Here is a 25,122-nt window from a genome sequence, read left to right on the forward strand (position 1 = left end):
GATAAAGAAGAATTAGGACGCTGAAAAGCGTCCTTTTTTTGCATTTTTAACTTCAAATTTTGTAAAATGATACCATTAGTTCTCATCTGTTAAAATCTATGGCTGAAACAATCCCACTAAATCCTATCACGTTGCCTTTAAATCAAATTAGCTTAATCGAAGCATCTGCTGGTACAGGGAAAACCTACACTATTGGTTCTTTATATCTCCGACTTTTATTAAAGGCGGGGGAAAATAATTTTTCTCGTCCGTTAAATGTGGAAGAAATTCTGGTGGTAACATTTACGGAAATGGCGACAGAAGAACTCAAGAAAAAAATTCGTGAGCGTATAACAGATGCGATTGATAAACTCACTGCCTTTGCAGAAACCCAAAATAAATCCGCATTTAAAAATGATGAATTTCTTACCGCACTTTGTGATGATTTAGATATTTTTGAGGCAATTCATCGCTTGAAATTAGCTGAACAAAATATGGATTTGGCGGCGATTTATACCATTCATGGCTTTTTTCGCCGTATGTTGATGCAATATGCTTTTCATTCTGGCATTCACTTCAATTTAGAATTAATTAAAGATCAATCTGACTTGTTAGTTCGTTTTGCTAATGAATTTTGGCGCGAGCATTTTTATCCGTTGGATTTTGAATCTTCGAATTTTATTGCGACAGAATTAGTATCACCGGAAAAAGTGTTATCTTTGTTGAAAGCGGATTTAGGTAAAGATTTGCAGGTTGAAATTGAAAATAAACAAGCGTTATCTGTATCTATGCAAATTTTTTTACAGCAATATCTTGGTGGTCGTCAAAAGGCGTTGAATAAATTAAAGACCTTTTGGTTGGAAAATTCGTATGAAATTTCACTGATTATTACAAATGAATTGGAGAAAGATTATCCAAAAGATCAGTTGAAATCGTTAAATCGTAAAAAGTACCAAGTAAAGCGTTTAGAGGATTGGATTAATAAAATCAATCAATGGTCAAATAATTCTAGAGATTATCAAATTAATACCACTTTGAAAGAGTATTTTCTACAATCATCTATTGAGAAAAATTACGAAGAACAAACTGATAAAAATAAAGATAAAAAACCGGCAACGCCTTTTTATGCACTGATTTTTGAAGAGCTTGAAAAGCGAGTTAATGCTTTAATGTCCCCAGATTTACTACGCAGAATCATTCTTTATCATTATCGCCAAGGCCTACAACAAAAACTTTTGGATTATAAACTTAATCACCAAGAAAAATCCTTTGATGATTTATTGCGCTTGTTTTGCGAAGCCCTGCAAGGCGCACAAGGAGATGAATTAGCGGAAATGATTCGTTTCCAATATCCTTTTGCGATGATTGATGAATTTCAGGATACGGATTCAAAACAGTACGCTATTTTTTCAAAAATTTATCGTGATAACCCCGAAAAAAATACTGGTTTTATTATGATTGGCGATCCGAAACAGGCGATTTATCGTTTCCGTGGCGCAGATATTTTTACTTATCTAAAAGCATCGGATGAAGCCCAATCTCGCTTTGAACTCACTAAAAATTATCGTTCAGAGAAGCATTTGGTTGATGGCGTAAATGCGTTGTTTGATTTTCCTCAATCGCCATTTATTTATCAAAATATTAACTTTACTGCTGTTGATTCTCGTAATGATCATCTGCGATTTTATTTAAACGGTAAAGCCGAACCAGCTTATCGTTTTTATCTAACCGAAAGTGACAAAGTGAATAAAATTGAAATGGCAAAAATATGTGCTATTTCTATTCAACATTGGCTAAAAAGTGCGGCAGAAAATCAGGCAGTTTTTCAAAATGAAGATACTTGTAAAACATTGCAAGCGGCGAATATTGCCGTATTAGTGCGTGATAAAAATGAAGCGGCTTTAGTAAAAAATGAATTGCAAAAATTGGGGATCGCGTCAGTTTATCTTTCTGATCAAAATAGCGTATTTGATAGCAATGTTGCGAAAGAATTAGCTTGGGTGCTTAAAGCCTGTTTGAATGTGGCTGAACGCCCAATTTTGAACGCGATTGCGACCGCACTTTTTGGCTTAAATGCAGCGGATATTCATCAAATTCAGCAAAATGAGGCAGACTGGCAACGTTGGGCTGATAGCTTTGCTCAATACCAACAAACTTGGCAACGCCAAGGAATATTGGCAATGTTACATCAAATTTTATTGGAGCAAGGCATTTCAGAACGCTTATTAAGCCAAGCCACGGGCGAGCGAGATTTAACGGATTTCCTACATTTGGCAGAAATTTTACAACAAGCTGCCACGCTACACGAAAGTGAAGCGGCATTGCTCAGTTGGTTTGAAAAACAAATTCAAGGCGAAGGTCGTCAAGAGGCTCAAATTCGTTTAGAAAGCGAACGCCAGTTGGTAAAAATCGTGAGTATCCATAAATCCAAAGGCTTAGAATACGATTTAGTTTGGCTACCATTTTTAGCTGTACCAAGCAAAATTCCAACGGCTGGTGACATGAATGTTTATTATTCTAAAGAACGAGATGAAACCTTATGGGATATAGAAAATCGCAATTTAAACGCACTTTATGAAGAAACGTTTGCTGAAGAGTTACGTTTACTCTATGTAGCTTTAACACGTGCCAAATATCAAATGGCATTCGCTTTGCCTGCACAATTTGATAAAAAATGGAATGCCTTACATTATGTATTAAGCCAAGGTGAAATAGGCAAGGAAATAGCCTTATCAGCACCTAAAGATACCGAAACATTGTTGCAAACCTTTAAAGAAAAAATGCGAGATAATGTGGAAATCTGTACTAAGCCAAATCTAGAGGCTTTGCCGACCTTATCAATTAATACAAAAAATGATGATTTTAAAGCCGCAGAATTTACGGGCAATATTGAGCAAGATTGGCGAATAACCAGTTTTACTTCAATTGAACAAGCACATCGCCGACAAAATTATTTCACTGAAAGTGCGGGTAAAAAACACGCTGTTTTTGATGATGCAAAAGATTACGATAGCCAAAATTCGATTGAAATTTCCACCGCACTTTTAAACGAAAGCGAATCAAGCATTTTAGATTTACCACGAGGTAAACAAGTCGGGACGGCATTGCATCGCCATTTTGAAAATTGCTATTTTTCTGATTTAGCAAATACAGAAGAAATTGACAAATTACGACAATCCTTACAGTTAGATGAAACTTTTACAGAACCGCTACAAAATTGGCTACAACAGATTTCACATACGCCACTTTCTCATGAAATAGGAATAGCATTAGCTGATTTGGCAAATAAAGATTGCATTAAAGAAATGCCATTTTATTTGGCTATTCGGGAACATTTTGATGTTGAAGCGTTTAATCGCGCGTTGAAAGCCCATCATCATTTGCCAAGCGAGTCACTTCAATTTGAGCAAATTCAAGGCATGGTGCGAGGTTCGATTGACTTAGTTTTCCGCCATAATGGGAAATATTATCTTGTTGATTATAAATCTAATTTCTTAGGTTCAACTCTCGCTGATTACAATCAAGAGGCATTGAAAAAAGAAATGTTACACAGTCACTATGATTGGCAATATTTAATTTATACGCTGGCATTACATCGTTATTTACAAAGCGTTGTGCCTGATTATGATTATGTGCGAGATTTCGGTGGGGTATTTTATCTTTTCTTACGTGGAATGAATGGTGAGCCACAATCTGGCGTATTTTATGATCGTCCAAGCGTTGAATTAATCACAGAATTAGACGGGATGTTTTAATGTTATCTGTATTACACAAACTTAAAGAGCAGCGCATTCTTTCTCAAGGTGATTATTATTTTGCTAAGTTGATAGCTGATAAACAATGTCATACGGATTATGCGGAACCAATCAAAAATTTAGCTATATTATTAGCCGCACTTTGTAGTTGGCGTTATACGCAGGGAAATACTTGCAGCCAATTAGATCGCTATTTAGAACATAATTTATTTGGCTTGGCTTATCGTACAACGGAAGAAGATTATTTAGCTGAAATTCGTGAAAAGATTGGTTATTTAGCTGTGGAAGATTGGCAAAATGCGTTGTGCGAGCATATGGCATTTACGCAAGATCCCGTCAATCAAATTGCACCAATGGCATTTCAATTTGGCGCGTTGTATTTCTATCGCACTTGGCAAGATGAATATCGCATCGTGCAATATATAAAAAATACCTTAAAAAAATACCGCACTTTAGCCTTTTCTTATGATGAAATTCATCAAAAATTAGAGAAATATTTCCCTGAAAAACAGGAAAAAACAGATTGGCAAAAAGTGGCAGTGGCGACAGCGATTAAAAGTCCATTTTCGATTATTACAGGCGGCCCAGGAACAGGAAAAACCACCACAGTTACGCGTTTATTGCTCGTTCTACAAGAATTATTTGATTGTAAATTACACATCAAATTGGTTGCGCCGACTGGCAAAGCCGCCTCCCGTTTGGAAGAGTCGATTAAAAATGCGTTAGGTTTTATGCAAGAAAAAATGAATTTATCCCATTCACTTTTCAATGCGATTCCACAAAAAGCCAGCACCTTGCATAGTTTACTGGGCGTGAATGCCTTTAATGATTACACACGATATAACAGCCATAACCCTTTGCAGTTGGATGTATTAGTTGTTGATGAAACATCAATGATTGATTTGCCGATGATGGCAAAACTTATCAATGCGTTAAAGCCCGAAACCCGATTAATTTTATTAGGCGATCAGGCGCAATTAGCCTCTGTTGAGGCGGGGGCAGTATTGGGAGAATTAGCTCAATTTGTTAATCAACCTTATAGTCATGAACAAGCCACGTATTTACAAGCGACAACAGGCTACAAAGTAGAAGGTTCCGATTGTTCAAATCCAATACGTGATTGCTTATGCCATCTAACAGAAAGTCGCCGTTTTGATAAAGATTCAGGCATTGGAAAATTGGCTGAATTCATTCAAAAAGGCAAAGCAGACGATAGCCTTAAGTTATTTGAACATTATCCGCAAGAATTGCACTTTAATGCCCTAAATGATGAAAGCGATGCGGTCAATCAAGTGGTAAAAAGTGCGGTGGAAAATTACCGCACTTTCTTAAAAATGTTGGACGATTTACGTAAACAAAAAATTGATCCTAACGCTAAAAATGAACAAGGCATTTCCTATGCCGAGGCTATTCAAGCGCAGTTTAATTCTGTGAGATTTTTAACCGCACTTCGTAATAACAATTTAGGTGTTGAAAATCTCAATAAGGAAATCGCGTTAGCGTTGCGAGAAGAAAAATTGCTTTGGTTCCGTAATGAACAAGATTGGTATATCGGCAAGCCAATTATGATTACTGAAAACGATCATAATGTTCGTCTTTATAATGGCGATATTGGCCTGTGCTTGGCAAATGGCAAAGTATGGTTTGGCAATCGAGAAGTGCTGACAAGCCGAATTCCAGCGCATGAGCCCGCTTTTATGATGACGATTCATAAATCTCAAGGTTCCGAATTTGAACACACTGCCATGGTGCTTCCAACAGAAGTAAATCCAGTATTGTCGAGAGAATTAGTTTTCACGGGTGTCACTCGTGCGAAAAAAGAACTCACTGTATTTGCCGATGAAAAAATATGGAAAACAGCGATTCGCCAGACCGTCAAACGCCAGAGCGGATTGGGAAAATTATTGGAAGATTTAAATTAGTAAAAGGCGGTAAATTTGGAAGATAAATCAATCAGATAATCTCCATTTAAAATAACTTTTGGGGAAGATTATTTTAATAAATTCTTCAAACTGGTTTTCATTGCTGCCATTTGATTTTCAAATTGTGCCTTGCTTTCTCTTTCGTCAATCATATAGGTAATTGTTTCCGAAAGCGTCATCTTCATTTTTCGAGAATATTTAGAAAGACGTAGCCAAACAGCATATTCCAAATCAATGGATTTTTTCTTGGTATGTTGTTTTTCTCCATTAAAAAAGCGTTTACGGCGGGCACGAATAGCTTGATCAAGCTTAATTGGTAAGGCTGGAGAAAGATGATTTTTAATCCATTCTTCAATTTGTGAAGGATAATTTTGGGATTCTAATAATTCTTGGGCTTTAGCTTCTTGCAAACTACGTTCTTCGTAGCGAGTAATATTTTCCCCTTCGCGATGTTTACGAATTAGGTAAATCCATTTCCAATTTGCTTCTTGATTTTCGAGTTTTTGGTATTTCATTTTTTATCATTGAGTGACGTGGTAACTGCATTAATATACGTGTTTTTATGCCGATTTTCTAGTGGATTTTCACAAGGCTATTAAATATGCGATAATGTGGTCAATTTTTCTAGAAAGAGACCAGCCGTGAGTTCATTATTTTCTCAACAACAAGCTATTGAGCAATCTTTAAATTGGCAGGCATTACAACCTGATTTGGTAATTCAAGATTTTCCTTTAGAACCAGTGGATTTCTGGGCGTTACAACCGAATGCTACACAGGGTATTGATTTATTTTTACGTCATCCGACACGTTCCTTACTAATGATGAAAGTGGGCGAACCTGTTGAATATGCGGAATTATTACAAAATTTTATATCGCAAAATCATCATAAAGTGCGGTCAATTTTTGGTGTAAATTATGTGATAGAGCAGGGCGACTCTTTTTCTTTTCCTCATGTTTATACTGAGCCAGCAAAATCTTTAGATGATAATTTTGCTAGTCAAGGGGAGGCGTTAAGCGCATTGTATTGCGATCAATTCCAGCTTTTCGGTAGTTTTCGGATTCATCCACGTTCACAAGATATTCAATTAGTGCCGGGATTGGTGCATAAGGCTAATGGTGGCGTTTTGATTTTAAGTGCGGCAACATTGTTATCTCAATTTGATTTATGGGGGCGATTAAAACAAATTCTGCAAACCCAGACTTTTGACTGGTATTCAGCCCATCCATTTAAAAATTTACCTTGTGATATACCAAGCTATGCGCTGAACTTAAAAGTGATTGTACTTGGTAATCGTACTGAATTAGCCACTTTGGCTGAGTTAGAAGAAAATCTTTATTCTTTCGCCGATTATGCTGAAATTGAAAGTTATATTTCTGTAGCTGAAGTGGAGGAACAAAAAACTTGGGCGAGTTATGTACAACAAATGGCTCAAGAGCAAAATATTGAGCTAGATTTTCTTGCTTTAAATAAACTCTATCAATTATTAGTTCGTGAAAGTGAAAATCGCTTTTTAATTAATGCATCTCCTCTCAAATTAAAAAAAATATTACAGGATGCTTCAACTTTTGCTGAAAAAACTGCATTAAGTGCGGTGGATTTTGAGGGTATTTTTCAACAAAAATTAGCACAATATGGTTTCTTAAAAGAACAAACTTATGCCGATATTTTAAACGAGCAAGTTTATGTCGAAACGCAAGGCGAAATTGTTGGACAAATTAATGGGCTTTCGGTAATTGAATATCCTGGTACGCCAGTATGTTTCGGCGAACCTTCGCGTATTAGTTGTATTGTGCAATTTGGCGATGGGGAAGTGATTGATGTTGAAAGAAAAAATGAACTAGCGGGAAATATTCACGGCAAAGGAATGATGATTGCGCAGGCTTGTCTTTCCAATATCTTAGATTTGCCCTCGCAATTGCCATTTTCTGCATCATTGGTGTTTGAACAGTCTTATGGAGAAATTGATGGCGATAGTGCATCTTTGGCGATTTTTTGTGTGTTATCAAGTGCTTTAGCCGATTTGCCTTTGCCTCAACATATCGCAATTACAGGATCAATTGATCAATTTGGACTTGTTCATTCTGTTGGTGGTGTAAATGATAAAATTGAAGGCTTTTTTACTATTTGCCAACGTCGTGGTTTGACTGGAAAACAAGGTGTAATCATTCCAATGACAACAATCCAGCAACTGAGTTTATCTGATGAAGTAAAAAGTGCGGTAAAAAATGGCGAGTTTTTTATTTATCCTGTGGAAGATATTTATCAGGCTTGTGAATTGTTATTTGGGCGTGATTTGTTAGATGAAAACAAAGATTATACAGAAAAAACTGAGCCTTTATCTCGTCTTATTCAACGTCGTATTGAGGGACGTGCCGATTCTGAACGAAAAAGTTTTTGGCATTTTTTCCGCTCCTAAATAGAGAAAAGCGAGCATTTTTTCGCTTTTCTTTTTTTCTATAATTTCTAAGAGTGACTGCTCCGACAAGTTTTGCGAACAGGTGTTAGCTATTTACAGTTTACTGTGTTCCTTTTAAAATACATATATCAGTTATAAACTGGATTTATCATATATAAAGGAATCTGAAATGCAAAACGCTTGTACACTTAATAAAAAAAGTAGTTATTCTTATGATGATTTGCTCGCGTCAGGTCGCGGCGAATTATTTGGTAAAGAAGGGCCACAATTACCCGCTCCAACCATGCTGATGATGGATCGCATTATTGAAATGAATGAGGAAACAGGTGCTTTCGGTAAAGGATACATTGAAGCCGAACTTGATATTAAACCTGAATTGCCGTTCTTTGGTTGTCATTTCATTGGCGATCCAGTAATGCCAGGTTGTTTAGGATTAGATGCGATGTGGCAGCTTGTTGGGTTTTATTTAGGCTGGATTGGTGGCAAAGGAAAAGGGCGAGCATTAGGGGTTGGAGAAGTTAAATTTACAGGACAAATTTTGCCAACAGCTAAAAAAGTGGTGTACCGAATCCATATGAAACGAGTTATTAATCGTAAACTAGTTATGGGAATGGCTGATGGTGAAGTTGAAGTAGATGGTCGTGTTATTTATACCGCGACAGATTTAAAAGTGGGACTATTCCAAGATACCTCAACATTTTAATTTTCCTTTATTAACTCATACAAAAGTGCGGTGAAAATTTTTCTTAGATTTTCACCGCACTTTTACTTATTAAATTGTAATAAATTTTTAAAATATCTATAATATTCTTGTTATTTTTTAATTTTATTAGTGGTAAATAAAGTTTATTTTAAAGTTTTTAATAAACGTTATTATAGAAAATATTAAATTAATTTCTATTTAAATTATAAATAATATACTAAAGTAGTGGGAATATGATGGTAAATGATGATTTTCAAGAATATGTGAAGCAACTGGTAACAAAACATCGAGATGAACGAATTTATCCTTTTCAATATGAAGGAAAAAAATATTGGTTGAAGCAACCTGAAAAATTGAAAGGTATTTGGCTATTATTAAAACCCCATCCTAAAAAATCTTTTAAAAATGAATTATATACTTTATTGAAGCTTGCTGAACAAAATGCGCCAGTGCCAAAAGTCTCTTATTATAGTGATCATTTTTTTGTTTTAGAGAATGTGGGACTTACCGTATCACAATGGCTATGTAATAAAAATATAGATGAACAACAGAAATTTTTAATTATTTATGATGCTTGTCTCGCTTTGATTGATTTGCATGCTAAAAATTTGGTGCATGGTCGTCCTGCTATTCGAGATATTACTTGGGATAAAGGGAAAGTTACTTTTCTTGATTTTGAATCTCGTTCAAATAGCCGAAATCAAAATTGGGTAGTTATTCGGGATATGTTATTTTTCTTTGATAGTTTATGTCGAGAAGAAGATATTTCGGACACTTTTATTCAAAAAGTAGCGTCGTATTATCAAACACATTGTGAAGCGAAAAATTGGCAAAATATGATCGTATTTTTGCAACGTTTTAGCTGGGTTTATTATCTTTTATTGCCTTTTAAACCTATTGCAAAGACAGATTTAATTTCGATTTATCGCTTATTTGAAATTTTCTTGATAAAGAAAAAATGATGAAGAAAATATTTTTTATTTTTGCATTATCAGGCATATTAGCTGCTTGTACTGTGGGTGGTGGTGTTAGTGCTGGTGGTGGAAGTAATGGTGTAGGATTAGGTGTGGGGATTGGATCTGGTATTCGCTTCTAATAATGAAAAGTGCGGTAACTTTAATCTTTATCTTGCATTTGAACTTATTCATCGTTAGAATGCGATTTCCTTGTCATCGCTGAGTTAGAGATCGGCGAATGATGTATTAACAACACTACCTTTTAGGAGTAAAAAATGTCTCTAAGTACTGAAAAAAAAGCAGCAATCGTTGCTGAATTTGGTCGTGATGCGAAAGATACCGGTTCTTCTGAAGTTCAAATCGCATTATTAACTGCACAAATCAACCACTTACAAACTCACTTTGCAGAGCACAAAAAAGACCACCATGGTCGTCGTGGTTTATTACGTATGGTTTCTCGTCGTCGTAAACTTTTAGACTACTTAAAACGTACTGATCTTGCTTTATACCAAAGCACTATCGCTCGTTTAGGTTTACGTCGCTAATTTTTATTACGATAGTAAAAAATCAAGCCCTCGAATATCGAGGGCTTTTTTTATGGGGCTGTACTAGATCACTAGACCAAATTCCCCTTAACTAATTGTTTTAAAATGGAAATTTGAGATTTTATTTCACTGTTGTTAAAACGCCATTCACATTCTTTTAAATACAGCTCAAAATGCTCTTTGGGAATGCCATTAAACTTCTGTAAATGGCGTTTTGCGTGATTCCAAAAATTCTCAATTCCGTTTATGTAGTTGTGATTTTCAGCAAAATGCGTGCTGTGATTGATGCGAAAATGACTAAATTCACTGACATCAAGCACATCATAACTACGAAAGGTATCCGTGTACACAATGCTATCAGGCTTAACTTTCTCTCGGATAATTGGCAATAATGTCGCTGATTGCGCATTAGGGACAACGACGGCATAAACCTTGCCATTTCATTTGAGAAGCCCGAATACCGCGACTTTCCCAGCAACACTGCGACCACGTTTGCCTTTTCGAGTACCGCCGAAATAGCTTTCATCGGATTCAATTTCGCCTTCAAATATTTCCAAATGTGGGCTTGTTTGATAAATGAGTAAGCGTAATCGATGAAAGTAATAGTGGCTGTATTTTTGTTTACATTAACCAATTTACTGGCTGTTCTTGTTGTGACACCTACGGCAAACAGTTCAATGAGTTTATTTTATTTATGCTGGCTTAAGTGACTTTTTCTCATTGGTTTATTCTAACCTAAATAGGATTTTTAGTTGTTATCTACTACAGCACCTTAATATTTATAGAGTTCGTTATATAAATTACGCTCGAATTGTACTAATGGGGCACGTTTGGTTTTGCTTTCCAAATCGCCCGTTGAGTAGCCATTAATAAATTGTACAAATGCCACTTTTTCCCCTCGCGCATTTGTCATAAAGCCAGCTAGGTTATAAACGCCTTTCAAAGAACCAGTTTTAGCAATCACGTTTTTCACTAATGGCGGGCTAATTAATCCACCTCGCCCACTGATCGTGCCATCTACACCTGCGATGGGGAAAGTTTCCATTAAATGTAGTTTATCTTCGTTTTTGGCGATGTATTCTAAAACGGATAGCATCGTTTTAGGTGCCACAAGATTATGGCGAGATAGACCCGAACCATCGGCTAAAATGCTATTACCAAAACGAATTCCTTGTTTTTGCAATATGGATTTAACCGCTAATGTGCCTAATTGAAAGGAGGCGGGGCGTTTATAGTAATTGAATGCCACAGCTCGGAATAATGAATCGGCAATTTGGTTATCCGATTTTTTCATCATTTTTTTCAATAAATCTGGTAATGGTTTTGATAAATGTTTCGCTAATAGCTGACCTTGTTGTGGTTTTTGGGGTAACAAGACTTTGCCATTGAACTCAATACCTAATTTTCTTAATTGACGTTGAATAATCGCGGCAGCATAAGCATCCGTATTTTGCACGGCAAAACTTAAGCCAAAAGGTTTATATTGACGGGCTAAACATCCTTTTACTTGATAGCGATTATTGTCGTGTACAACAACATCGAGCTGACAATAAGGCGCTTCATTGCTATCCACTACATAAACTTGTCCGAACACTTGAATTGGAAATTGTGCAGGCACATTAATTTTTACTATTTCACCTGGATTTTTATTCGCATCTAGTTCCGCATAGAAACAGTTGTTATCAATATTTGCAGCTGCTGGTGGAGAGTTGAAACACATTGTGAGATCGTTCCAAATCCAACCTAATCCTCGGTCGTGACTAGAAAAAACAGAGGTATCTAATACTAAATCGCCATTAATTTTTTTGATGCCTTGTTTTTTTAATTCTGCAAGTAAGCTATAAAGCTGACCTCTTGTGAGATCAGGATCGCCTGTGAAACGCACGATTAAGTGACCATCTAAATTCCCACTTTGAATTTTTCCATTACTCAAAAGTGCGGTCTCAAATTGGAATTGATCGCCTAATGCAAGTTTAGCGGCAACGGCTGTAAAAACTTTTTGTGTACTCGCAGGCAGCATAAAGGTTGAGCCATTATAATTAGCAATTATTTGATTTTGATTGATATTTTTAGCAATAACACCTGTGTTAGAGCCTTCAGGCAGTTTTTGTGTTAAATCTGAAACATTAATATTGGCGAAAGTTGGTAGACTAAAACTCACTGAAAGTAAAAAGGAACCAAGTGCGGTGGAAATTGAAGATAATTTTTTCATATTAGGTTTGTTATGGTTGCTATTTTTTTTTAGACGAACAATAATAAGCCCCGAATGAAATTGAGTAAATCATTTTCTCATTTCAAGTTTATTTTTAATAATACTGCAGTAAGATTTTAGAATTTTACTGTGGTTTTTGTTTTATTTAGTAAAAGGAAAAACAATGCAACAAATTCCAATGACTGTGCGTGGCGCAGAACAATTACGAGAAGAATTGGATTTCTTAAAAAATGTACGTCGTCCAGAAATTATTAAAGCCATAGCAGAAGCCCGCGAGCACGGAGATTTAAAAGAAAATGCAGAATATCACGCAGCGCGTGAGCAACAAGGTTTTTGTGAGGGGCGTATTCAAGAGATTGAAGGTAAACTTGGTAATGCTCAAATTATTGATGTCACAAAAATGCCAAATAATGGTAAAGTGATTTTTGGTGCAACAGTTGTACTTGTAAATACAAATACAGACGAAGAAGTCACTTATCGCATTGTAGGCGATGATGAGGCTGATATTAAATCTGGTTTAATTTCGGTAAACTCGCCCATTGCGCGAGGCTTAATTGGTAAAGAATTAGATGATACCGTTAATATTACAACGCCTGGTGGTGTCGTTGAGTTTGATATTATTGAAGTGAATTATATTTAAATAAAAAAAGTGCGGTTAAAAATGACCGCACTTTTGTTGTTATTTGCGTGGAAGCTGAATTTTTGCTTCTTCGCTTGGGCGATAAAGCACCAAAATATGCCCGATAGTTTGTACTTGTGCTGCTTTAGTTTCACGCACAATCGCATTGATAATAAGTTGTTTTGTTTCACGATCTGCACCAGCAACTTTTACTTTAATGAGTTCGTGATGATTAAGTGCATTTTCAATTTCAGCAAGTACGCCTTCGGTTAAGCCATTTCCACCAAGCATAACGACTGGGTTAAGATGGTGCGCAAGACCTTTTAAAAATTGTTTTTGTTTGGTTGATAAGGTTGTCATAAGGATCCCTAATAAAAAAGAGCGGTTGATTTTCTCAATGTTTTTTACTGATTTCAATCAGCCTCGACTTGAATTTGACAGATTGTACCCAAATATAGGCGAAACGACTACAAAAAATAGAAGATTATGGGAAAGAAAAAACGTTCAGCGAGTTCTTCTCGTTGGCTGAATGAACATTTTAGTGATCAATTTGTGCAAAAAGCACATAAGCAAAAGTTGCGATCACGCGCTTATTTTAAGATTGATGAAATTCAGCAAACGGATAAATTATTTAAACAAGGAATGACCGTGGTCGATCTCGGCGCAGCACCAGGTGGTTGGTCACAATACGTAGTAAGCCAAATTGGTGGCAAAGGTCGAGTGATTGCTTGTGATATTTTAGAAATGGATCCCATTGTAGGCGTTGATTTTCTGCAAGGCGATTTCCGTGATGAAAATGTTTTGAATGCTTTATTAGCACGCGTAGGCGAAGATAAAGTTGATGTTGTGATGTCTGATATGGCACCAAATTTTAGTGGAATGCCATCAGTGGATATTCCACGTGCAATGTATTTGGTCGAGCTTGCTTTAGATATGTGTAAACAAGTCTTGGCAAGCAAAGGAAGTTTTGTTGTTAAAGTCTTTCAAGGGGAAGGCTTTGATGAATATTTAAGAGAAATTCGTTCTTTATTTAATGTGGTAAAAGTGCGTAAGCCTGAAGCATCACGTGGACGATCTCGTGAAGTATATATTGTAGCAACAGGCTATAAAGGATAATTGCTTTGATAGCTTTTCATTGCTAATGATGTGTAGTATCTTGTGACGAAATTTTTTAACTTAGGAAAGGTAGGTTAGACTTTGAACGATATGGTCAAAAATCTAGTGCTTTGGGTGGTAGTGGCAGTCATTATGATGACAGCATACCAAAGTTTCAATTCATCTTCGGTAGAAAATTCTACTGATTATACAACCTTTGTTTACGATGTAAGCAACGGACAAGTAACAGCGGCACGTTTTGATGCCAATGAAATTACGGTAACGAAAACCGATGGTTCTAAATATTCAACCGTAATGCCACCACTTGAAGATAAAAAATTGCTTGATGATTTATTAAGCAAAAAAGTGAAAGTGGAAGGCACGCCATTTGAAAGACGTGGTTTTTTATCCCAAATTTTAATTTCTTGGTTCCCAATGTTATTCCTTGTTGGTGTATGGGTATTCTTTATGCGTCAAATGCAAGGCGGTGGCGGCAAAGCGATGAGCTTTGGTAAAAGCCGAGCCAAAATGTTGAATCAAGATCAGATTAAGGTGACTTTTGCGGATGTGGCTGGTTGCGATGAAGCAAAAGAAGAAGTGGGCGAAATCGTTGATTTCTTGCGTGATCCGAATAAATTCCAAAATTTGGGCGGTAAAATTCCAAAAGGTATTTTGATGGTAGGGCCTCCAGGTACTGGTAAAACTTTACTTGCTCGTGCGATTGCGGGAGAGGCAAAAGTTCCATTCTTCACTATTTCTGGCTCTGATTTCGTAGAAATGTTTGTAGGTGTTGGCGCATCACGTGTACGTGATATGTTTGAACAGGCTAAGAAAAATGCACCTTGCTTAATCTTCATTGATGAAATCGATGCAGTGGGTCGCCAACGTGGTGCGGGCTTAGGCGGCGGACACGATGAGCGTGAACAAACCTTAAACCAAATGCTAGTTGAAATGGATGGCTTTAGCGGTAATGACGGCGTAATTGTTATTGCGGCAACTAACCGTCCAGATGTACTTGATCCAGCTTTAACTCGTCCAGGCCGTTTTGACCGGCAAGTAGTTGTTGGCTTACCTGATGTGAAAGGTCGTGAGCAAATCTTAAAAGTGCATATGCGTAAAGTGTCTGTTGCGCAAGATGTTGATGCAATGACGTTAGCGCGTGGTACGCCGGGCTATTCTGGTGCAGATTTAGCAAATTTAGTCAATGAGGCGGCTTTGTTTGCTGCTCGAGTGAATAAACGTACGGTAACCATGCTTGAGTTTGAAAAAGCGAAAGATAAAATCAATATGGGGCCAGAGCGTCGCACTATGATTATGACGGATAAGCAAAAAGAATCCACTGCTTATCATGAAGCAGGTCATGCGATTGTGGGGTATTTAGTACCTGAGCATGATCCTGTACATAAAGTGACCATTATTCCTCGTGGTCGTGCCTTGGGTGTGACATTCTTCTTACCTGAAGGTGATCAAATTAGTATTAGCCAAAAACAATTAGAAAGTAAGCTTTCTACCTTGTATGCAGGGCGTTTAGCGGAAGATTTGATTTATGGTGAAGAAAATATCTCAACAGGTGCATCAAATGATATTAAAGTCGCAACTAATATCGCGCGTAATATGGTGACGCAATGGGGATTCTCTGAAAAGTTAGGTCCGATTCTTTATACAGAAGATGAGGGCGAGGTTTTCTTAGGTCGTTCAATGGCGAAAGCGAAACATATGTCAGATGAAACTGCACATTCGATTGATGAAGAAGTGCGTGCAATTGTAAATCGTAACTATGCGAGAGCAAGAGAGATTTTGATCGACAATATGGATATTCTTCATGCGATGAAAGATGCGTTAGTCAAATATGAAACCATTGAAGAAGAGCAAATTAAACAATTGATGAATCGCGAACCTGTCACACCGCCATCAGGTTGGGGAGAGCCGAAAACTCAGCAGGCTGCTTATGCAAATTCAACAACGAATGATACAAAGCCTGAAAGTGCGGTAGAAAATACCGACAATTTTAATGTTTAACTTATCAAAGCCTTTCTTCGGAAAGGCTTTATTTTTTCCTAATGATTTTTTTCTTGGATGTATTTCGCTATAATCGCCCACCAAAATCACTCTAAAAATTAACCGCACTTTATGAAACTTTACGCAAATAATAAATGTCTTGATTTAAGCGTGCCCCAAATTATGGGGATTCTTAATTTTACGCCTGATTCTTTTTCTGATAGCGGACAGTTTTTTAGTCTAGATAAAGCGCTTTTTCAAGTTGAAAAAATGTTGGAAGAAGGTGCGGCAATTATTGATATTGGTGGAGAATCCACTCGTCCGAATGCAGATGAAGTTTCTGAACAAGAGGAATTGCATCGTGTTGTACCAGTAGTGGAGGCGGTGCGAAACCGTTTTGATTGCTGGATTTCTGTTGATTCCTCAAAAGCAATTGTGATGCGTGAAGCGGCAAATGTTGGAATGGATTTGATTAATGATATTCGTGCTTTGCAAGAGCCAAATGCCTTAGAAACGGCGGTAAAACTGGCTTTACCTGTTTGCATTATGCATATGCAAGGGCAACCTCGCACGATGCAAGCAAATCCTTATTATGAAAATGTCGTGCAAGATGTATTGGCTTTTTTACAAAAACGTACTAATGAATGCCTTTCTGCTGGCATTAAAAAAGAAAATTTAATTTGGGATATGGGCTTTGGCTTTGGTAAATCTGTACAGCATAATTATCAATTATTACAAAATCTGAATGAATTTTGTAAGAATGGCTATCCAGTATTAGCGGGATTATCTCGCAAATCAATGATTGGCGCAGTGCTTGATAAACCTGTTGATCAAAGAATAATTGGCAGTGCGGCAGGCACGCTTATTGCAGCGCAAAAAGGTGCAAAAATTTTACGCGTACATGATGTTGCTGCGACATCAGATATGCTCAAAGTTTGGCAGGCAACAGAAAATGCCTGATGGCTTTAGAACGATAAAAAATTAAAGGAATTTTATTATGGCAAATCGTAAATATTTTGGAACAGATGGTGTACGTGGAAAAGTGGGTACTTATCCAATCACAGCAGATTTCGCATTAAAATTAGGTTGGGCTGCGGGAAAAGTATTAGCTTCCCAAGGTTCGAAAATGGTTTTAATCGGTAAAGACACCCGAATTTCTGGATATATGTTGGAATCAGCCCTTGAAGCAGGTTTGGCCGCTGCGGGGTTATCTGCTGCATTTACTGGCCCTATGCCGACACCTGCTATTGCTTATTTAACCAGAACTTTCCGAGCTGAAGCAGGTATCGTGATCTCAGCCTCTCATAATCCTTATTATGATAATGGGATTAAATTCTTTTCAGCAAAAGGCACTAAATTACCTGATGAAATTGAAGAAGCCATTGAAGCAATGTTAGAACAACCTATGGATTGTGTGGAATCTGCCGAATTAGGTAAAGCAAGCCGTATTAATGATGCAGCAGGACGCTACATTGAGTTTTGTAAAGGGACATTCCCAGCACACTTAGGCTTGGAGGGTTATAAAATCGTGGTAGATTGTGCAAATGGTGCAACCTACCATATTGCGCCTAACGTGTTTAGAGAGCTAGGTGCGGAAGTCATTGAAATTGGTACGGATCCAAATGGTTTGAATATTAATGAAAAATGTGGTGCAACTGATGTAACAGCATTGCAAGCTAAAGTTGTTGAAACGAAAGTTGATGTTGGCTTAGCTTATGATGGCGATGGTGACCGCATTATGATGGTCGATCATTTAGGAAATAAAGTCGATGGCGACCAAATTCTCTTTATTATTGCGCGTGAAGCATTGCGCTCAGGTCAATTAAAAGGCGGTGTCGTTGGCACCTTAATGAGTAATATGAGCCTAGAGATTGCGTTGAAAATGCTTGGTGTTCCCTTCTTACGTGCAAACGTGGGAGACCGTTATGTATTGGAAAAAATGGTTGAAAATGATTGGACGCTTGGGGGGGAGAATTCAGGACATATTATCATTGCGGATAAGAATACAACGGGAGATGGCATTGTTGCGTCATTGGCTGTATTGGCGGCGATGGCACAGCATAAATTATCATTAAATGAATTAGCAAGTGCGGTTAAATTATTCCCTCAAGTGTTAATCAATGTACGTTTTGCGGGTGGGGAAAATCCACTTGAAAGTGATGCTGTAAAATCTGTTGCCGCAGAGGTTGAAAAACGTTTAGAAGGTAAAGGTCGTATTTTATTGCGTAAATCGGGTACGGAACCACTTATTCGCGTTATGGTGGAATGCCAAGATGCTGAACTTGCACAACAATGTGCAGAAGAAATTGCAGAAGCCGTGAAAAAAATTAATTAATTTTTGACCGCACTTAGTAAAGTGCGGTTTATTTTTATAAAGTTTTTAGGAAAGCAAAATGAACATTTTTATTATGCGTCACGGCGAAGCGGAAGTAATGGCTAATAGTGATAAAGCTCGCCATTTAACTGTTTATGGTTCTAAACAGGCTTTTTTACAAGGGCAGTGGTTAAAACAGCATTTAAGCACGCTAGTAATTAATTCACTAGACCGTATTTTAGTGAGCCCTTATGTCAGAGCTCAAGAAACCTTTCATCAAGTTAATCAAGCGTTTGATTTGGAGTTAGAAAATAAATTTGAAATTTGGGAGGGGATTACGCCTTATGGCCATGCGCATTCAGTCATTGATTATTTAGAAGTGCTAAAAGACGAGGGCGTTAAATCTGTATTGATTGTTTCCCATTTGCCCTTAGTGGGAGAAATTGTTGCTGAACTGTATGGAAAACGAAATCCAATATCATTTTATCCTGCAACTATTGCTCAATTATTATGGGATGGTAATAAATCAGAAATATTGATGCATCAAGCATCTCCTGTAATTTATTTAAAATAAACTATTCTTTTTTTACAAAAAATAAAATTTTTATTGGTTTTTTATATAATCTATTAAAAATCAATATCTTAGATGTTGTTTTATAAAGTAATCTTTTTAAAGAAAGGTAAAATTTTACTATTACTGTTTTTCTTTTTATGAAAATTCCCGTAAACTAAACTGCATCAAAGTAATAGGGCTTTGTAATAATCAAATTATTCTATGGAGAAAATAATGAAAAAATTAACATTAGCATTGGTTTTAGGTTCAGCTTTAGCCGTGACAGGTTGTTTTGATAAGCAAGAAGCAAAACAAAAAGTTGAGGATACGAAACAAACTGTAGCATCAGTCGCATCAGAAACAAAAGATGCTGCAGCTAATACAATGACTGAAGTAAAGGAAAAAGCACAGCAGCTTTCTACAGACGTGAAAAATAAAGTAGCAGAGAAAGTGGAAGATGCGAAAGAAGTAATTAAATCAGCAACAGAAGCAGCATCAGAAAAAGCAACTGAAATAAAAGAGGCGGTTTCAGAAAAAGCAAGTGAGATGAAAGAAGCTGCATCAGAAAAAGTAGGCGAAATGAAAGAAACAGCATCAGAAAAAGCAAGTGAGATGAAAGAAGCAGCATCAGAAAAAGCAACTGAAATAAAAGAGGCAGTTTCAGAAAAAGCAAGTGAGATGAAAGAAGCAGCATCAGAAAAAGCAAGTGAAATGAAAGAGGCGGTTTCAGAAAAAGCAACTCAAGCAGTAGATTCAGTGAAAGAAGCGACAAAATAATAGGTTTAATTTAAATAACAAAATCCCTGTTAAAGAAATTTAACAGGGATTTTTTATAGATTAATCCAATTTGATTTTTACAAATAATATCCCGCCATTGAGCTATATACCGCATTTTCACTTTGCAGCACTTGATATTTTGCATTCAAAATCGCAAGTTGTGATGATTTTTCCGTATTGGCTGCAACTAACCATTCGCGCAATTCGGATACGCCCGCATTATAGCGGTTTCGATAATATTGCGTGATACGCTGATTGTAACTATGGGTTTGCTGTAAATTACTTAATGTACTTTGCGCTTGGGTAAATGCGAAATAGTTGGTATCCACATTATTGAGAGCGGTGGTAATACGTTGTTCGTAATTTAAACGTGCTGTTTCATAGTCAGCTTCAGAAATTTTAACGTTCCATTTTACGGTGTTCCAATTTAAGAACGGTAGGCTAATTCCTACTGTGCCAGCAGCCACAGGGTTATGTAACGCCGTACCAACCGTGCTTGCTGTTGAAGAAAGGCTTGCACCTAAATTAACCTCTGGGAACCAACTTTTTTGAGTTGCTTTGGCATTTTTGAATGCACTGCTTAAACGGAATTGTGCTGCTTTTACATCAGGACGATTTGCAATTACAGACACAGGCACGTTTAAGTTTACGCCTACCGTTTTCACATTCATAATGTGAGGGAACGTGATATTTAATGCTTCATTTGGTTTTAGGTTGAGAAGATTACGCAGTGTTTGTTCTGCTGTTTTGCGTTGGGTTTCAAAATTTAATTTGTTATTACGCGCCGTTAATATGGCTTGTTGTGCTTGATCAACGCTGGCTGCATCAGCCACGCCTTGCGCTAAACGCGTTTGCATAATATTGCCAATATCCGTGTAATATTTGATCGTTTCGTTGGTTGTGCTAATTGCATCATTTAAATAAGCAATTTGATAATAAGTTGTTACTACAGAATTGATTAATGATAAACGAGCCGATTCCATATCTTCTGCAGTTGCTTTGTGCGACCATTCCGCCGCATCAACAGTATTGGCCAAACGTTGCCACAGATCTAATGTATAGCTCACATTTAAAGAACCTTTGTGTGAAATGGCAGAGTTTGTACTGATATCAACTCGGCGTTGTGCTGCTGATGAAGTTGAACCATTAAATGCAGGCACTAAATTTGCACCCACTAAATTCGCACTATAAAGCGCACGGTTTACCGCTACAGCAGCTTTAGCTAAATCTTTATTGTTTGTTAAAGCTTGCTCTATAACACGATTTAATTGCGCATCATCATATAACGACCACCAATTTTCTTTTACATTATATTGCTTGGTAATTTCTTCATATTGCTTGTAATCTTCAAGGCTTGCTTGATAAGAATCGCCAATATTGGCACATCCCACCAATGCACCAGACATCAACAAAGCAAGCGTGATATTTTTCATTTTAAACATTGAATTTTCCTTTCTACGAACTAAAAAGTGCGGATGATTTTAACCGCACTTTTTTATTTATAAAATAAATATTGTGACTTTTATTTATAATGAATGTTTGTTCAGAGGCAAGTATTTTAAAGTTAAATATTGGAATTTGCACGAAAAAATTTGTATTTCCTTTACATATCAATTTATTTAACGTAAAGTCACGCTTCTTTTTTGTTTTATCCTAGGAGGATATAACATGTTTTATTACAATTCTGCAAGCAAGCAAGCAAGCAAGCAAGCAAGCAAGCAAGCAAGCAAGCAAGCAAGCAAGCAAGCAAGCAAGCAAGCAAGCAAGCAAGCAAGCAATGCTAATCTTTTCTTTTCATCTGTCAAGCTAACCACGACAGCTTAACTTATCAGCAGTTTGCTGATCTCTTCTCAAGCCTTTGCGGCGAGTGACAATTCAATTAGTACGAATTACGGCATTAAAGAATTTGGCGTATAGCCTGATCATTGGTAATTTAAAGAATAATACAATTAATAGTAAAATTTCCAATCAGGCTTTAACGAGTTAAATGGCAAAATTGGTAAGTTAGACAGCAAATTAGAACGTGGTTTAGCGGCGGCTAACGCCCTTTTTGGTTTAGTGTTACCACAAGTCGTTGGAAAAGCGAGTTTTTCTGCAGCGGTGGGCGGTTATGGCAGCCGCAATGCAGTGGCAATTGGTGTCGGCTACACACCAAGCAAATATCACGTTAAAAAGCGGTATCAATTATTCTTTTCTTAAACACCTGATTTTTTCCTAACTTCGCAAAATAGATTCAATATAAAATTTTTCATTTTAAATTTCCTTTTTTGAGTGTAAAAATAGCTACCTTAGTTTGTTAAAAGAAGTGAGTTTCATTTCTTACATAAGTTTTAAAGGAATTAAAATGAATGTTATTTCTGATCTTGAGCTTCAGCAAATTCGCACTCAAATGCTGACATTTGCACAATTGCAAGTAAATCAAGCCGATCTTGCTGAAGATTTAGTACAAGAAGCTTTTTTAAGTGCATTCAAAAATCTCGCTAATTTTAAGCGTCAATCTGCATTTAAGACTTGGATTTTTGCGATTCTTAAAAATAAGATTATTGATTATTTACGTCAGAAAGGGCGGTTTGTTTTAGAAAGTGAACTTGAAGATGAAAATACTAATAATTCATTTTTTGATGAAAAGGGGCATTGGAAACCAGAATATCACCCGAGTGAATTACAAGGCGAAGAAGAAACGGTTTATTCCGATGAATTTTGGCTGATTTTTGAAAGTTGTTTGACTTGTTTACCTGCTAAACAGGCAAAAATTTTTATGATGCGAGAGTTTTTAGAGCTTTCATCTGAAGAAATTTGTCAAGAAACACATTTAACTTCGTCTAATTTACATACCACCCTTTATCGGGCTCGTTTACAGTTGCAAAACTGTCTTTCAAAAAAACTTTAGGAGAAAATTATGCGTTGTCACCAAGCCACTCGAATGATTTCCGAATCGCACGAACGTTCATTAGATATACAAGAAAAAGTTGGGTTAAGAGTTCATTTAGTTACCTGCCCACATTGTCGTCGTTTTCAAAGAAATTGTAAAACTTTAAGTATGATGATGAAGAAATTTAAAGATTCACATTAAGAGTGATGAAAGTATTAAAAACACCGCTATTTTGACCGCACTTTATAGCGGTATTTCTAACTTATCCGTATGGCATTTTGTAATCTTAAAGGTTTTATTTCTTCAGTTTCGCCAATAAACTTACTGCTCCCACAATTACAATTGCACCGAACCAAAAATAGAGATTAGGCGTATGATGCCAAAAGAGCCAGTCGAAAACGCTAGAGAAAATTACGCCAGTAAAAGCAAAAGGGGTAATAACGTTGGCTGGCGCATATCTGAAAGCACGAGTGAGCAATAATTGGAAAATTAATCCAAATCCGCCCACTAATAGCAATAAACCAAGCTCATATAAATTAGGGATTTTCCATTGATTAATAAAGAAGATTGGTAACATGAACGTACCAATCAAGTGAAAATAAAATACGATATTTTTCGGTGTGTTGTATTTGTTTAATTCTTGTAAGCCAATAAATGCCATTCCTGCCAATACAGCACCAGATAATCCAATCAGCACATAAATAGGATCAACATTGCCATTGTGATTGGTGAGTAAAATAATGGAAACGCCAAGAAAGCCGATTAAGCTACACAAAAGCACATTAAGCGGTGTTTTTTGATGGAAAAAGAGCAATAAAATTGGGATAAATAGAGCAGAGGTATTCATCAATAAGACAGCGATGGAAAGCGGTAAGAACTTCACGACATAAAAGTTAATCAACATATTCGATACACCCGCGGCATTTCGCAGGATTAAAAATTTCCATTGACGAGTATCCACTTTAAAATCATGATCTTTAATTACAAAAGGCAGTAAGAAAAGCAAGCCGATTAAAAAGCGTGAAAATAAGGTTTCACTTGCAGGGATTGTTTCAGAAGCGGTTTTGACAAATACATTCATCAAAGTAATGGAAAAGTACGCTGACACCATAAAACTAATCGCTTTGTGATAAATCGAAGGAGTGGAATATGATTGCATATAGATTTTTTTACCTTAGAAAATAGGGATAAATAGTGTTTTAACGCTTTATTATTGGTTATAACAATGGATTTTAATCAATTTCTTTAAAAATTTTGCAAAAATCTGTAAGAAATCGAATTATCCGCCGTCTAACCTTATGTAACGTTAATTTTTACTTCATAAGGAAAAGCAATGAAACTATCAAAAACATTTCTATTTATTACCGCACTTTGCAGTGCTACACCAACTTTAGCAATACAAAATTCAACATCATCATCTGGAGAACAAAAAATGGCAATGGAAAATACACAAAACATCCGAGAAATTTATCTTGCTGGTGGTTGTTTCTGGGGTATGGAAGCATATATGGAGCGTATTCACGGTGTGAAAGATGCGATTTCTGGCTATGCCAATGGTAATACGGGGAAAACCAGTTATCATATGATTGGGCTAACCGATCACGCAGAAACGGTAAAAGTCACTTACGATGCAAACCAAATTTCGTTAGATAAATTGCTTAAATATTATTTTAAAGTGATTGATCCAACGAGTGTAAACAAACAAGGTAACGACCGTGGTAGACAATATCGCACAGGGATTTATTATCAAGATGGGGCAGATAAAGCAGTGATCGAACAAGCTCTCGCCCAGCTTCAAACCAAATATAAAAAACCAGTACAAATTGAGGTGCAGCCGATTAAAAATTACATCGTAGCAGAAGAATATCATCAGGATTATTTGAAGAAAAATCCAAATGGTTATTGCCATATTGATATTACCAAAGCAGATGAACCTGTGATTGACGAAAAAGATTATCCGAAACCGAGTGATGCAGAACTCAAAGCGAAATTGACACCGTTGCAATATTCCGTTACTCAAAATAAACATACTGAACGCTCTTTTAGTAACGAATATTGGGATAATTTCCAACCAGGTATTTATGTTGATGTCACCACAGGCGAGCCTGTTTTCTCTTCAAATGATAAATTTGAATCAGGTTGTGGCTGGCCAAGTTTTACGAAACCGATCATTAAAGATGTGGTGCATTATGAAACCGACAATAGCTTCAATATGCAACGTACCGAAGTGTTAAGCCGTGCGGGCAATGCTCATTTAGGTCACGTATTTGATGACGGCCCGAAAGATAAAGGCGGTTTGCGTTATTGCATTAACAGTGCATCAATTAAATTTATCCCGTTAGCAGAAATGGAAAAGGCAGGATATGGATATTTGATTCAATCCATTAAAAAATAAGGAGATGTAG

General features: G+C 36.7%; 24 protein-coding genes and 1 pseudogene. 19 read left to right on the forward strand and 6 right to left on the reverse strand.

The window, feature by feature from the left end; genetic code table 11:
* Positions 1–98: 98 nt before the first annotated feature.
* Positions 99–3,734: an exodeoxyribonuclease V subunit beta gene (gene recB, locus K6J66_RS06810; protein WP_110442681.1), complete on the forward strand. Its 3,636-nt coding sequence runs from the start codon at positions 99–101 to the stop codon at positions 3,732–3,734.
* Complete coding sequence (gene recD, locus K6J66_RS06815; protein WP_110442682.1) at positions 3,734–5,656, forward strand: exodeoxyribonuclease V subunit alpha; 1,923 nt, start codon at positions 3,734–3,736, stop codon at positions 5,654–5,656. Before recB ends, recD begins: the two co-directional genes overlap by 1 nt.
* 68 nt (positions 5,657–5,724) lie before the next feature.
* Here the strand turns inward: recD and matP are convergent, their stop codons facing one another.
* Positions 5,725–6,171: a macrodomain Ter protein MatP gene (matP, locus tag K6J66_RS06820; RefSeq protein ID WP_005688201.1), complete on the reverse strand. Its 447-nt coding sequence runs from the start codon at positions 6,169–6,171 to the stop codon at positions 5,725–5,727.
* A 126-nt stretch (positions 6,172–6,297) separates the two neighbouring features.
* Between matP and K6J66_RS06825 the strand changes: the two genes are divergently transcribed.
* The 5 genes from K6J66_RS06825 to rpsO all read left to right on the forward strand — a co-directional run bounded on the left by K6J66_RS06825 (position 6,298) and on the right by rpsO (position 10,277).
* Positions 6,298–8,073 carry an AAA family ATPase gene (locus K6J66_RS06825; protein WP_038439784.1) on the forward strand — a complete coding sequence of 592 codons (1,776 nt, stop codon included), beginning with the start codon at positions 6,298–6,300 and terminating at the stop codon, positions 8,071–8,073.
* A 169-nt stretch (positions 8,074–8,242) separates the two neighbouring features.
* Entirely contained in the window at positions 8,243–8,776 is a 534-nt protein-coding gene (gene fabA / locus K6J66_RS06830; RefSeq protein ID WP_005650386.1) for a bifunctional 3-hydroxydecanoyl-ACP dehydratase/trans-2-decenoyl-ACP isomerase, read from the forward strand.
* A gap of 233 nt (positions 8,777–9,009) precedes the next feature.
* Positions 9,010–9,738: a BUD32 family EKC/KEOPS complex subunit gene (locus K6J66_RS06835; RefSeq protein ID WP_005657380.1), complete on the forward strand. Its 729-nt coding sequence runs from the start codon at positions 9,010–9,012 to the stop codon at positions 9,736–9,738.
* Positions 9,735–9,872 (forward strand): hypothetical protein, encoded by a 138-nt coding sequence (locus K6J66_RS06840; RefSeq protein WP_005694447.1) that lies wholly within the window; start codon positions 9,735–9,737, stop codon positions 9,870–9,872. Before K6J66_RS06835 ends, K6J66_RS06840 begins: the two co-directional genes overlap by 4 nt.
* Positions 9,873–10,007: 135 nt before the next feature.
* Positions 10,008–10,277 (forward strand): 30S ribosomal protein S15, encoded by a 270-nt coding sequence (gene rpsO / locus K6J66_RS06845; protein ID WP_005652821.1) that lies wholly within the window; start codon positions 10,008–10,010, stop codon positions 10,275–10,277.
* A gap of 71 nt (positions 10,278–10,348) precedes the next feature.
* On the opposite strand, the pseudogene K6J66_RS06850 reads toward rpsO, so the two are convergent.
* A pseudogene (locus tag K6J66_RS06850) lies at positions 10,349–10,956 on the reverse strand (IS1595 family transposase).
* Between the two features lie 93 nt (positions 10,957–11,049).
* On the reverse strand, positions 11,050–12,489 hold the full coding sequence (dacB, locus tag K6J66_RS06855) for a serine-type D-Ala-D-Ala carboxypeptidase (RefSeq protein WP_038439788.1): 1,440 nt from the start codon (positions 12,487–12,489) through the stop codon (positions 11,050–11,052).
* A gap of 163 nt (positions 12,490–12,652) precedes the next feature.
* Here dacB and greA point away from each other — a divergent pair, with 163 nt between their 5' ends.
* Entirely contained in the window at positions 12,653–13,129 is a 477-nt protein-coding gene (greA, locus tag K6J66_RS06860) for a transcription elongation factor GreA (RefSeq protein WP_005650402.1), read from the forward strand.
* Positions 13,130–13,168: 39 nt separating this feature from the next.
* On the opposite strand, the gene yhbY is transcribed toward greA, so the two are convergent.
* Positions 13,169–13,468 carry a ribosome assembly RNA-binding protein YhbY gene (gene yhbY, locus K6J66_RS06865; protein WP_005650404.1) on the reverse strand — a complete coding sequence of 100 codons (300 nt, stop codon included), beginning with the start codon at positions 13,466–13,468 and terminating at the stop codon, positions 13,169–13,171.
* A gap of 126 nt (positions 13,469–13,594) precedes the next feature.
* Between yhbY and rlmE the strand changes: the two genes are divergently transcribed.
* The 6 genes from rlmE (at position 13,595) to K6J66_RS06895 (ending at position 19,845) form a co-directional block, all read left to right on the forward strand.
* Positions 13,595–14,224 carry a 23S rRNA (uridine(2552)-2'-O)-methyltransferase RlmE gene (rlmE, locus tag K6J66_RS06870; RefSeq protein ID WP_005691617.1) on the forward strand — a complete coding sequence of 210 codons (630 nt, stop codon included), beginning with the start codon at positions 13,595–13,597 and terminating at the stop codon, positions 14,222–14,224.
* A 90-nt stretch (positions 14,225–14,314) separates the two neighbouring features.
* Complete coding sequence (ftsH, locus tag K6J66_RS06875) at positions 14,315–16,222, forward strand: ATP-dependent zinc metalloprotease FtsH (protein ID WP_011962130.1); 1,908 nt, start codon at positions 14,315–14,317, stop codon at positions 16,220–16,222.
* 111 nt (positions 16,223–16,333) lie between these two features.
* Positions 16,334–17,161, forward strand: a complete 828-nt coding sequence (gene folP, locus K6J66_RS06880) for a dihydropteroate synthase (protein WP_110442482.1) — start codon at positions 16,334–16,336, stop codon at positions 17,159–17,161.
* A gap of 37 nt (positions 17,162–17,198) precedes the next feature.
* Positions 17,199–18,536 carry a phosphoglucosamine mutase gene (gene glmM, locus K6J66_RS06885; protein WP_110442481.1) on the forward strand — a complete coding sequence of 446 codons (1,338 nt, stop codon included), beginning with the start codon at positions 17,199–17,201 and terminating at the stop codon, positions 18,534–18,536.
* Between the two features lie 58 nt (positions 18,537–18,594).
* Positions 18,595–19,089: a phosphohistidine phosphatase SixA gene (sixA, locus tag K6J66_RS06890; protein WP_005652786.1), complete on the forward strand. Its 495-nt coding sequence runs from the start codon at positions 18,595–18,597 to the stop codon at positions 19,087–19,089.
* Between the two features lie 213 nt (positions 19,090–19,302).
* A complete protein-coding gene (locus K6J66_RS06895; RefSeq protein ID WP_042593393.1) occupies positions 19,303–19,845 on the forward strand; it encodes a histone in 543 nt (180 codons plus the stop codon).
* A gap of 77 nt (positions 19,846–19,922) precedes the next feature.
* Here the strand turns inward: K6J66_RS06895 and tdeA are convergent, their stop codons facing one another.
* On the reverse strand, positions 19,923–21,287 hold the full coding sequence (gene tdeA, locus K6J66_RS06900; RefSeq protein WP_038439793.1) for a toxin/drug exporter TdeA: 1,365 nt from the start codon (positions 21,285–21,287) through the stop codon (positions 19,923–19,925).
* A gap of 226 nt (positions 21,288–21,513) precedes the next feature.
* Between tdeA and K6J66_RS06905 the strand changes: the two genes are divergently transcribed.
* From K6J66_RS06905 to K6J66_RS06920, 4 genes are all read left to right on the forward strand, one after another.
* Complete coding sequence (locus K6J66_RS06905) at positions 21,514–21,669, forward strand: hypothetical protein (protein WP_162683543.1); 156 nt, start codon at positions 21,514–21,516, stop codon at positions 21,667–21,669.
* A gap of 234 nt (positions 21,670–21,903) precedes the next feature.
* A complete protein-coding gene (locus K6J66_RS06910; RefSeq protein ID WP_162627412.1) occupies positions 21,904–22,044 on the forward strand; it encodes a YadA-like family protein in 141 nt (46 codons plus the stop codon).
* Between the two features lie 145 nt (positions 22,045–22,189).
* On the forward strand, positions 22,190–22,735 hold the full coding sequence (locus K6J66_RS06915) for a sigma-70 family RNA polymerase sigma factor (protein ID WP_005666857.1): 546 nt from the start codon (positions 22,190–22,192) through the stop codon (positions 22,733–22,735).
* A gap of 9 nt (positions 22,736–22,744) precedes the next feature.
* On the forward strand, positions 22,745–22,918 hold the full coding sequence (locus tag K6J66_RS06920; protein ID WP_038439795.1) for a zf-HC2 domain-containing protein: 174 nt from the start codon (positions 22,745–22,747) through the stop codon (positions 22,916–22,918).
* Positions 22,919–23,012: 94 nt separating this feature from the next.
* Here the strand turns inward: K6J66_RS06920 and K6J66_RS06925 are convergent, their stop codons facing one another.
* Complete coding sequence (locus K6J66_RS06925; RefSeq protein WP_038439796.1) at positions 23,013–23,876, reverse strand: DMT family transporter; 864 nt, start codon at positions 23,874–23,876, stop codon at positions 23,013–23,015.
* Positions 23,877–24,050: 174 nt separating this feature from the next.
* Here K6J66_RS06925 and msrAB point away from each other — a divergent pair, with 174 nt between their 5' ends.
* A complete protein-coding gene (msrAB, locus tag K6J66_RS06930) occupies positions 24,051–25,112 on the forward strand; it encodes a bifunctional peptide-methionine (S)-S-oxide reductase MsrA/peptide-methionine (R)-S-oxide reductase MsrB (protein WP_105894234.1) in 1,062 nt (353 codons plus the stop codon).
* The last annotated feature ends 10 nt before the right edge of the window (positions 25,113–25,122 follow it).

It is taken from the genome of Haemophilus influenzae, assembly GCF_019703545.1.
GTDB lineage: Bacteria > Pseudomonadota > Gammaproteobacteria > Enterobacterales > Pasteurellaceae > Haemophilus > Haemophilus influenzae_E.

What these genes read in the sequence shown, in the direction of transcription:
- tdeA (WP_038439793.1), bottom strand. Translation starts at nt 21,287, where the DNA reads ATGTTTAAAATGAAAAATATCACGCTTGCTTTGTTGATGTCTGGTGCA.
- matP (WP_005688201.1), bottom strand. Translation starts at nt 6,171, where the DNA reads ATGAAATACCAAAAACTCGAAAATCAAGAAGCAAATTGGAAATGGATT.
- K6J66_RS06905 (WP_162683543.1), top strand. Translation starts at nt 21,514, where the DNA reads ATGTTTTATTACAATTCTGCAAGCAAGCAAGCAAGCAAGCAAGCAAGC.
- recD (WP_110442682.1), top strand. Translation starts at nt 3,734, where the DNA reads ATGTTATCTGTATTACACAAACTTAAAGAGCAGCGCATTCTTTCTCAA.
- yhbY (WP_005650404.1), bottom strand. Translation starts at nt 13,468, where the DNA reads ATGACAACCTTATCAACCAAACAAAAACAATTTTTAAAAGGTCTTGCG.
- recB (WP_110442681.1), top strand. Translation starts at nt 99, where the DNA reads ATGGCTGAAACAATCCCACTAAATCCTATCACGTTGCCTTTAAATCAA.
- K6J66_RS06920 (WP_038439795.1), top strand. Translation starts at nt 22,745, where the DNA reads ATGCGTTGTCACCAAGCCACTCGAATGATTTCCGAATCGCACGAACGT.
- K6J66_RS06895 (WP_042593393.1), top strand. Translation starts at nt 19,303, where the DNA reads ATGAAAAAATTAACATTAGCATTGGTTTTAGGTTCAGCTTTAGCCGTG.
- rpsO (WP_005652821.1), top strand. Translation starts at nt 10,008, where the DNA reads ATGTCTCTAAGTACTGAAAAAAAAGCAGCAATCGTTGCTGAATTTGGT.
- folP (WP_110442482.1), top strand. Translation starts at nt 16,334, where the DNA reads ATGAAACTTTACGCAAATAATAAATGTCTTGATTTAAGCGTGCCCCAA.
- dacB (WP_038439788.1), bottom strand. Translation starts at nt 12,489, where the DNA reads ATGAAAAAATTATCTTCAATTTCCACCGCACTTGGTTCCTTTTTACTT.
- K6J66_RS06835 (WP_005657380.1), top strand. Translation starts at nt 9,010, where the DNA reads ATGATGGTAAATGATGATTTTCAAGAATATGTGAAGCAACTGGTAACA.
- ftsH (WP_011962130.1), top strand. Translation starts at nt 14,315, where the DNA reads ATGGTCAAAAATCTAGTGCTTTGGGTGGTAGTGGCAGTCATTATGATG.
- fabA (WP_005650386.1), top strand. Translation starts at nt 8,243, where the DNA reads ATGCAAAACGCTTGTACACTTAATAAAAAAAGTAGTTATTCTTATGAT.
- greA (WP_005650402.1), top strand. Translation starts at nt 12,653, where the DNA reads ATGCAACAAATTCCAATGACTGTGCGTGGCGCAGAACAATTACGAGAA.
- sixA (WP_005652786.1), top strand. Translation starts at nt 18,595, where the DNA reads ATGAACATTTTTATTATGCGTCACGGCGAAGCGGAAGTAATGGCTAAT.
- K6J66_RS06840 (WP_005694447.1), top strand. Translation starts at nt 9,735, where the DNA reads ATGATGAAGAAAATATTTTTTATTTTTGCATTATCAGGCATATTAGCT.
- rlmE (WP_005691617.1), top strand. Translation starts at nt 13,595, where the DNA reads ATGGGAAAGAAAAAACGTTCAGCGAGTTCTTCTCGTTGGCTGAATGAA.
- glmM (WP_110442481.1), top strand. Translation starts at nt 17,199, where the DNA reads ATGGCAAATCGTAAATATTTTGGAACAGATGGTGTACGTGGAAAAGTG.
- K6J66_RS06925 (WP_038439796.1), bottom strand. Translation starts at nt 23,876, where the DNA reads ATGCAATCATATTCCACTCCTTCGATTTATCACAAAGCGATTAGTTTT.
- msrAB (WP_105894234.1), top strand. Translation starts at nt 24,051, where the DNA reads ATGAAACTATCAAAAACATTTCTATTTATTACCGCACTTTGCAGTGCT.
- K6J66_RS06915 (WP_005666857.1), top strand. Translation starts at nt 22,190, where the DNA reads ATGAATGTTATTTCTGATCTTGAGCTTCAGCAAATTCGCACTCAAATG.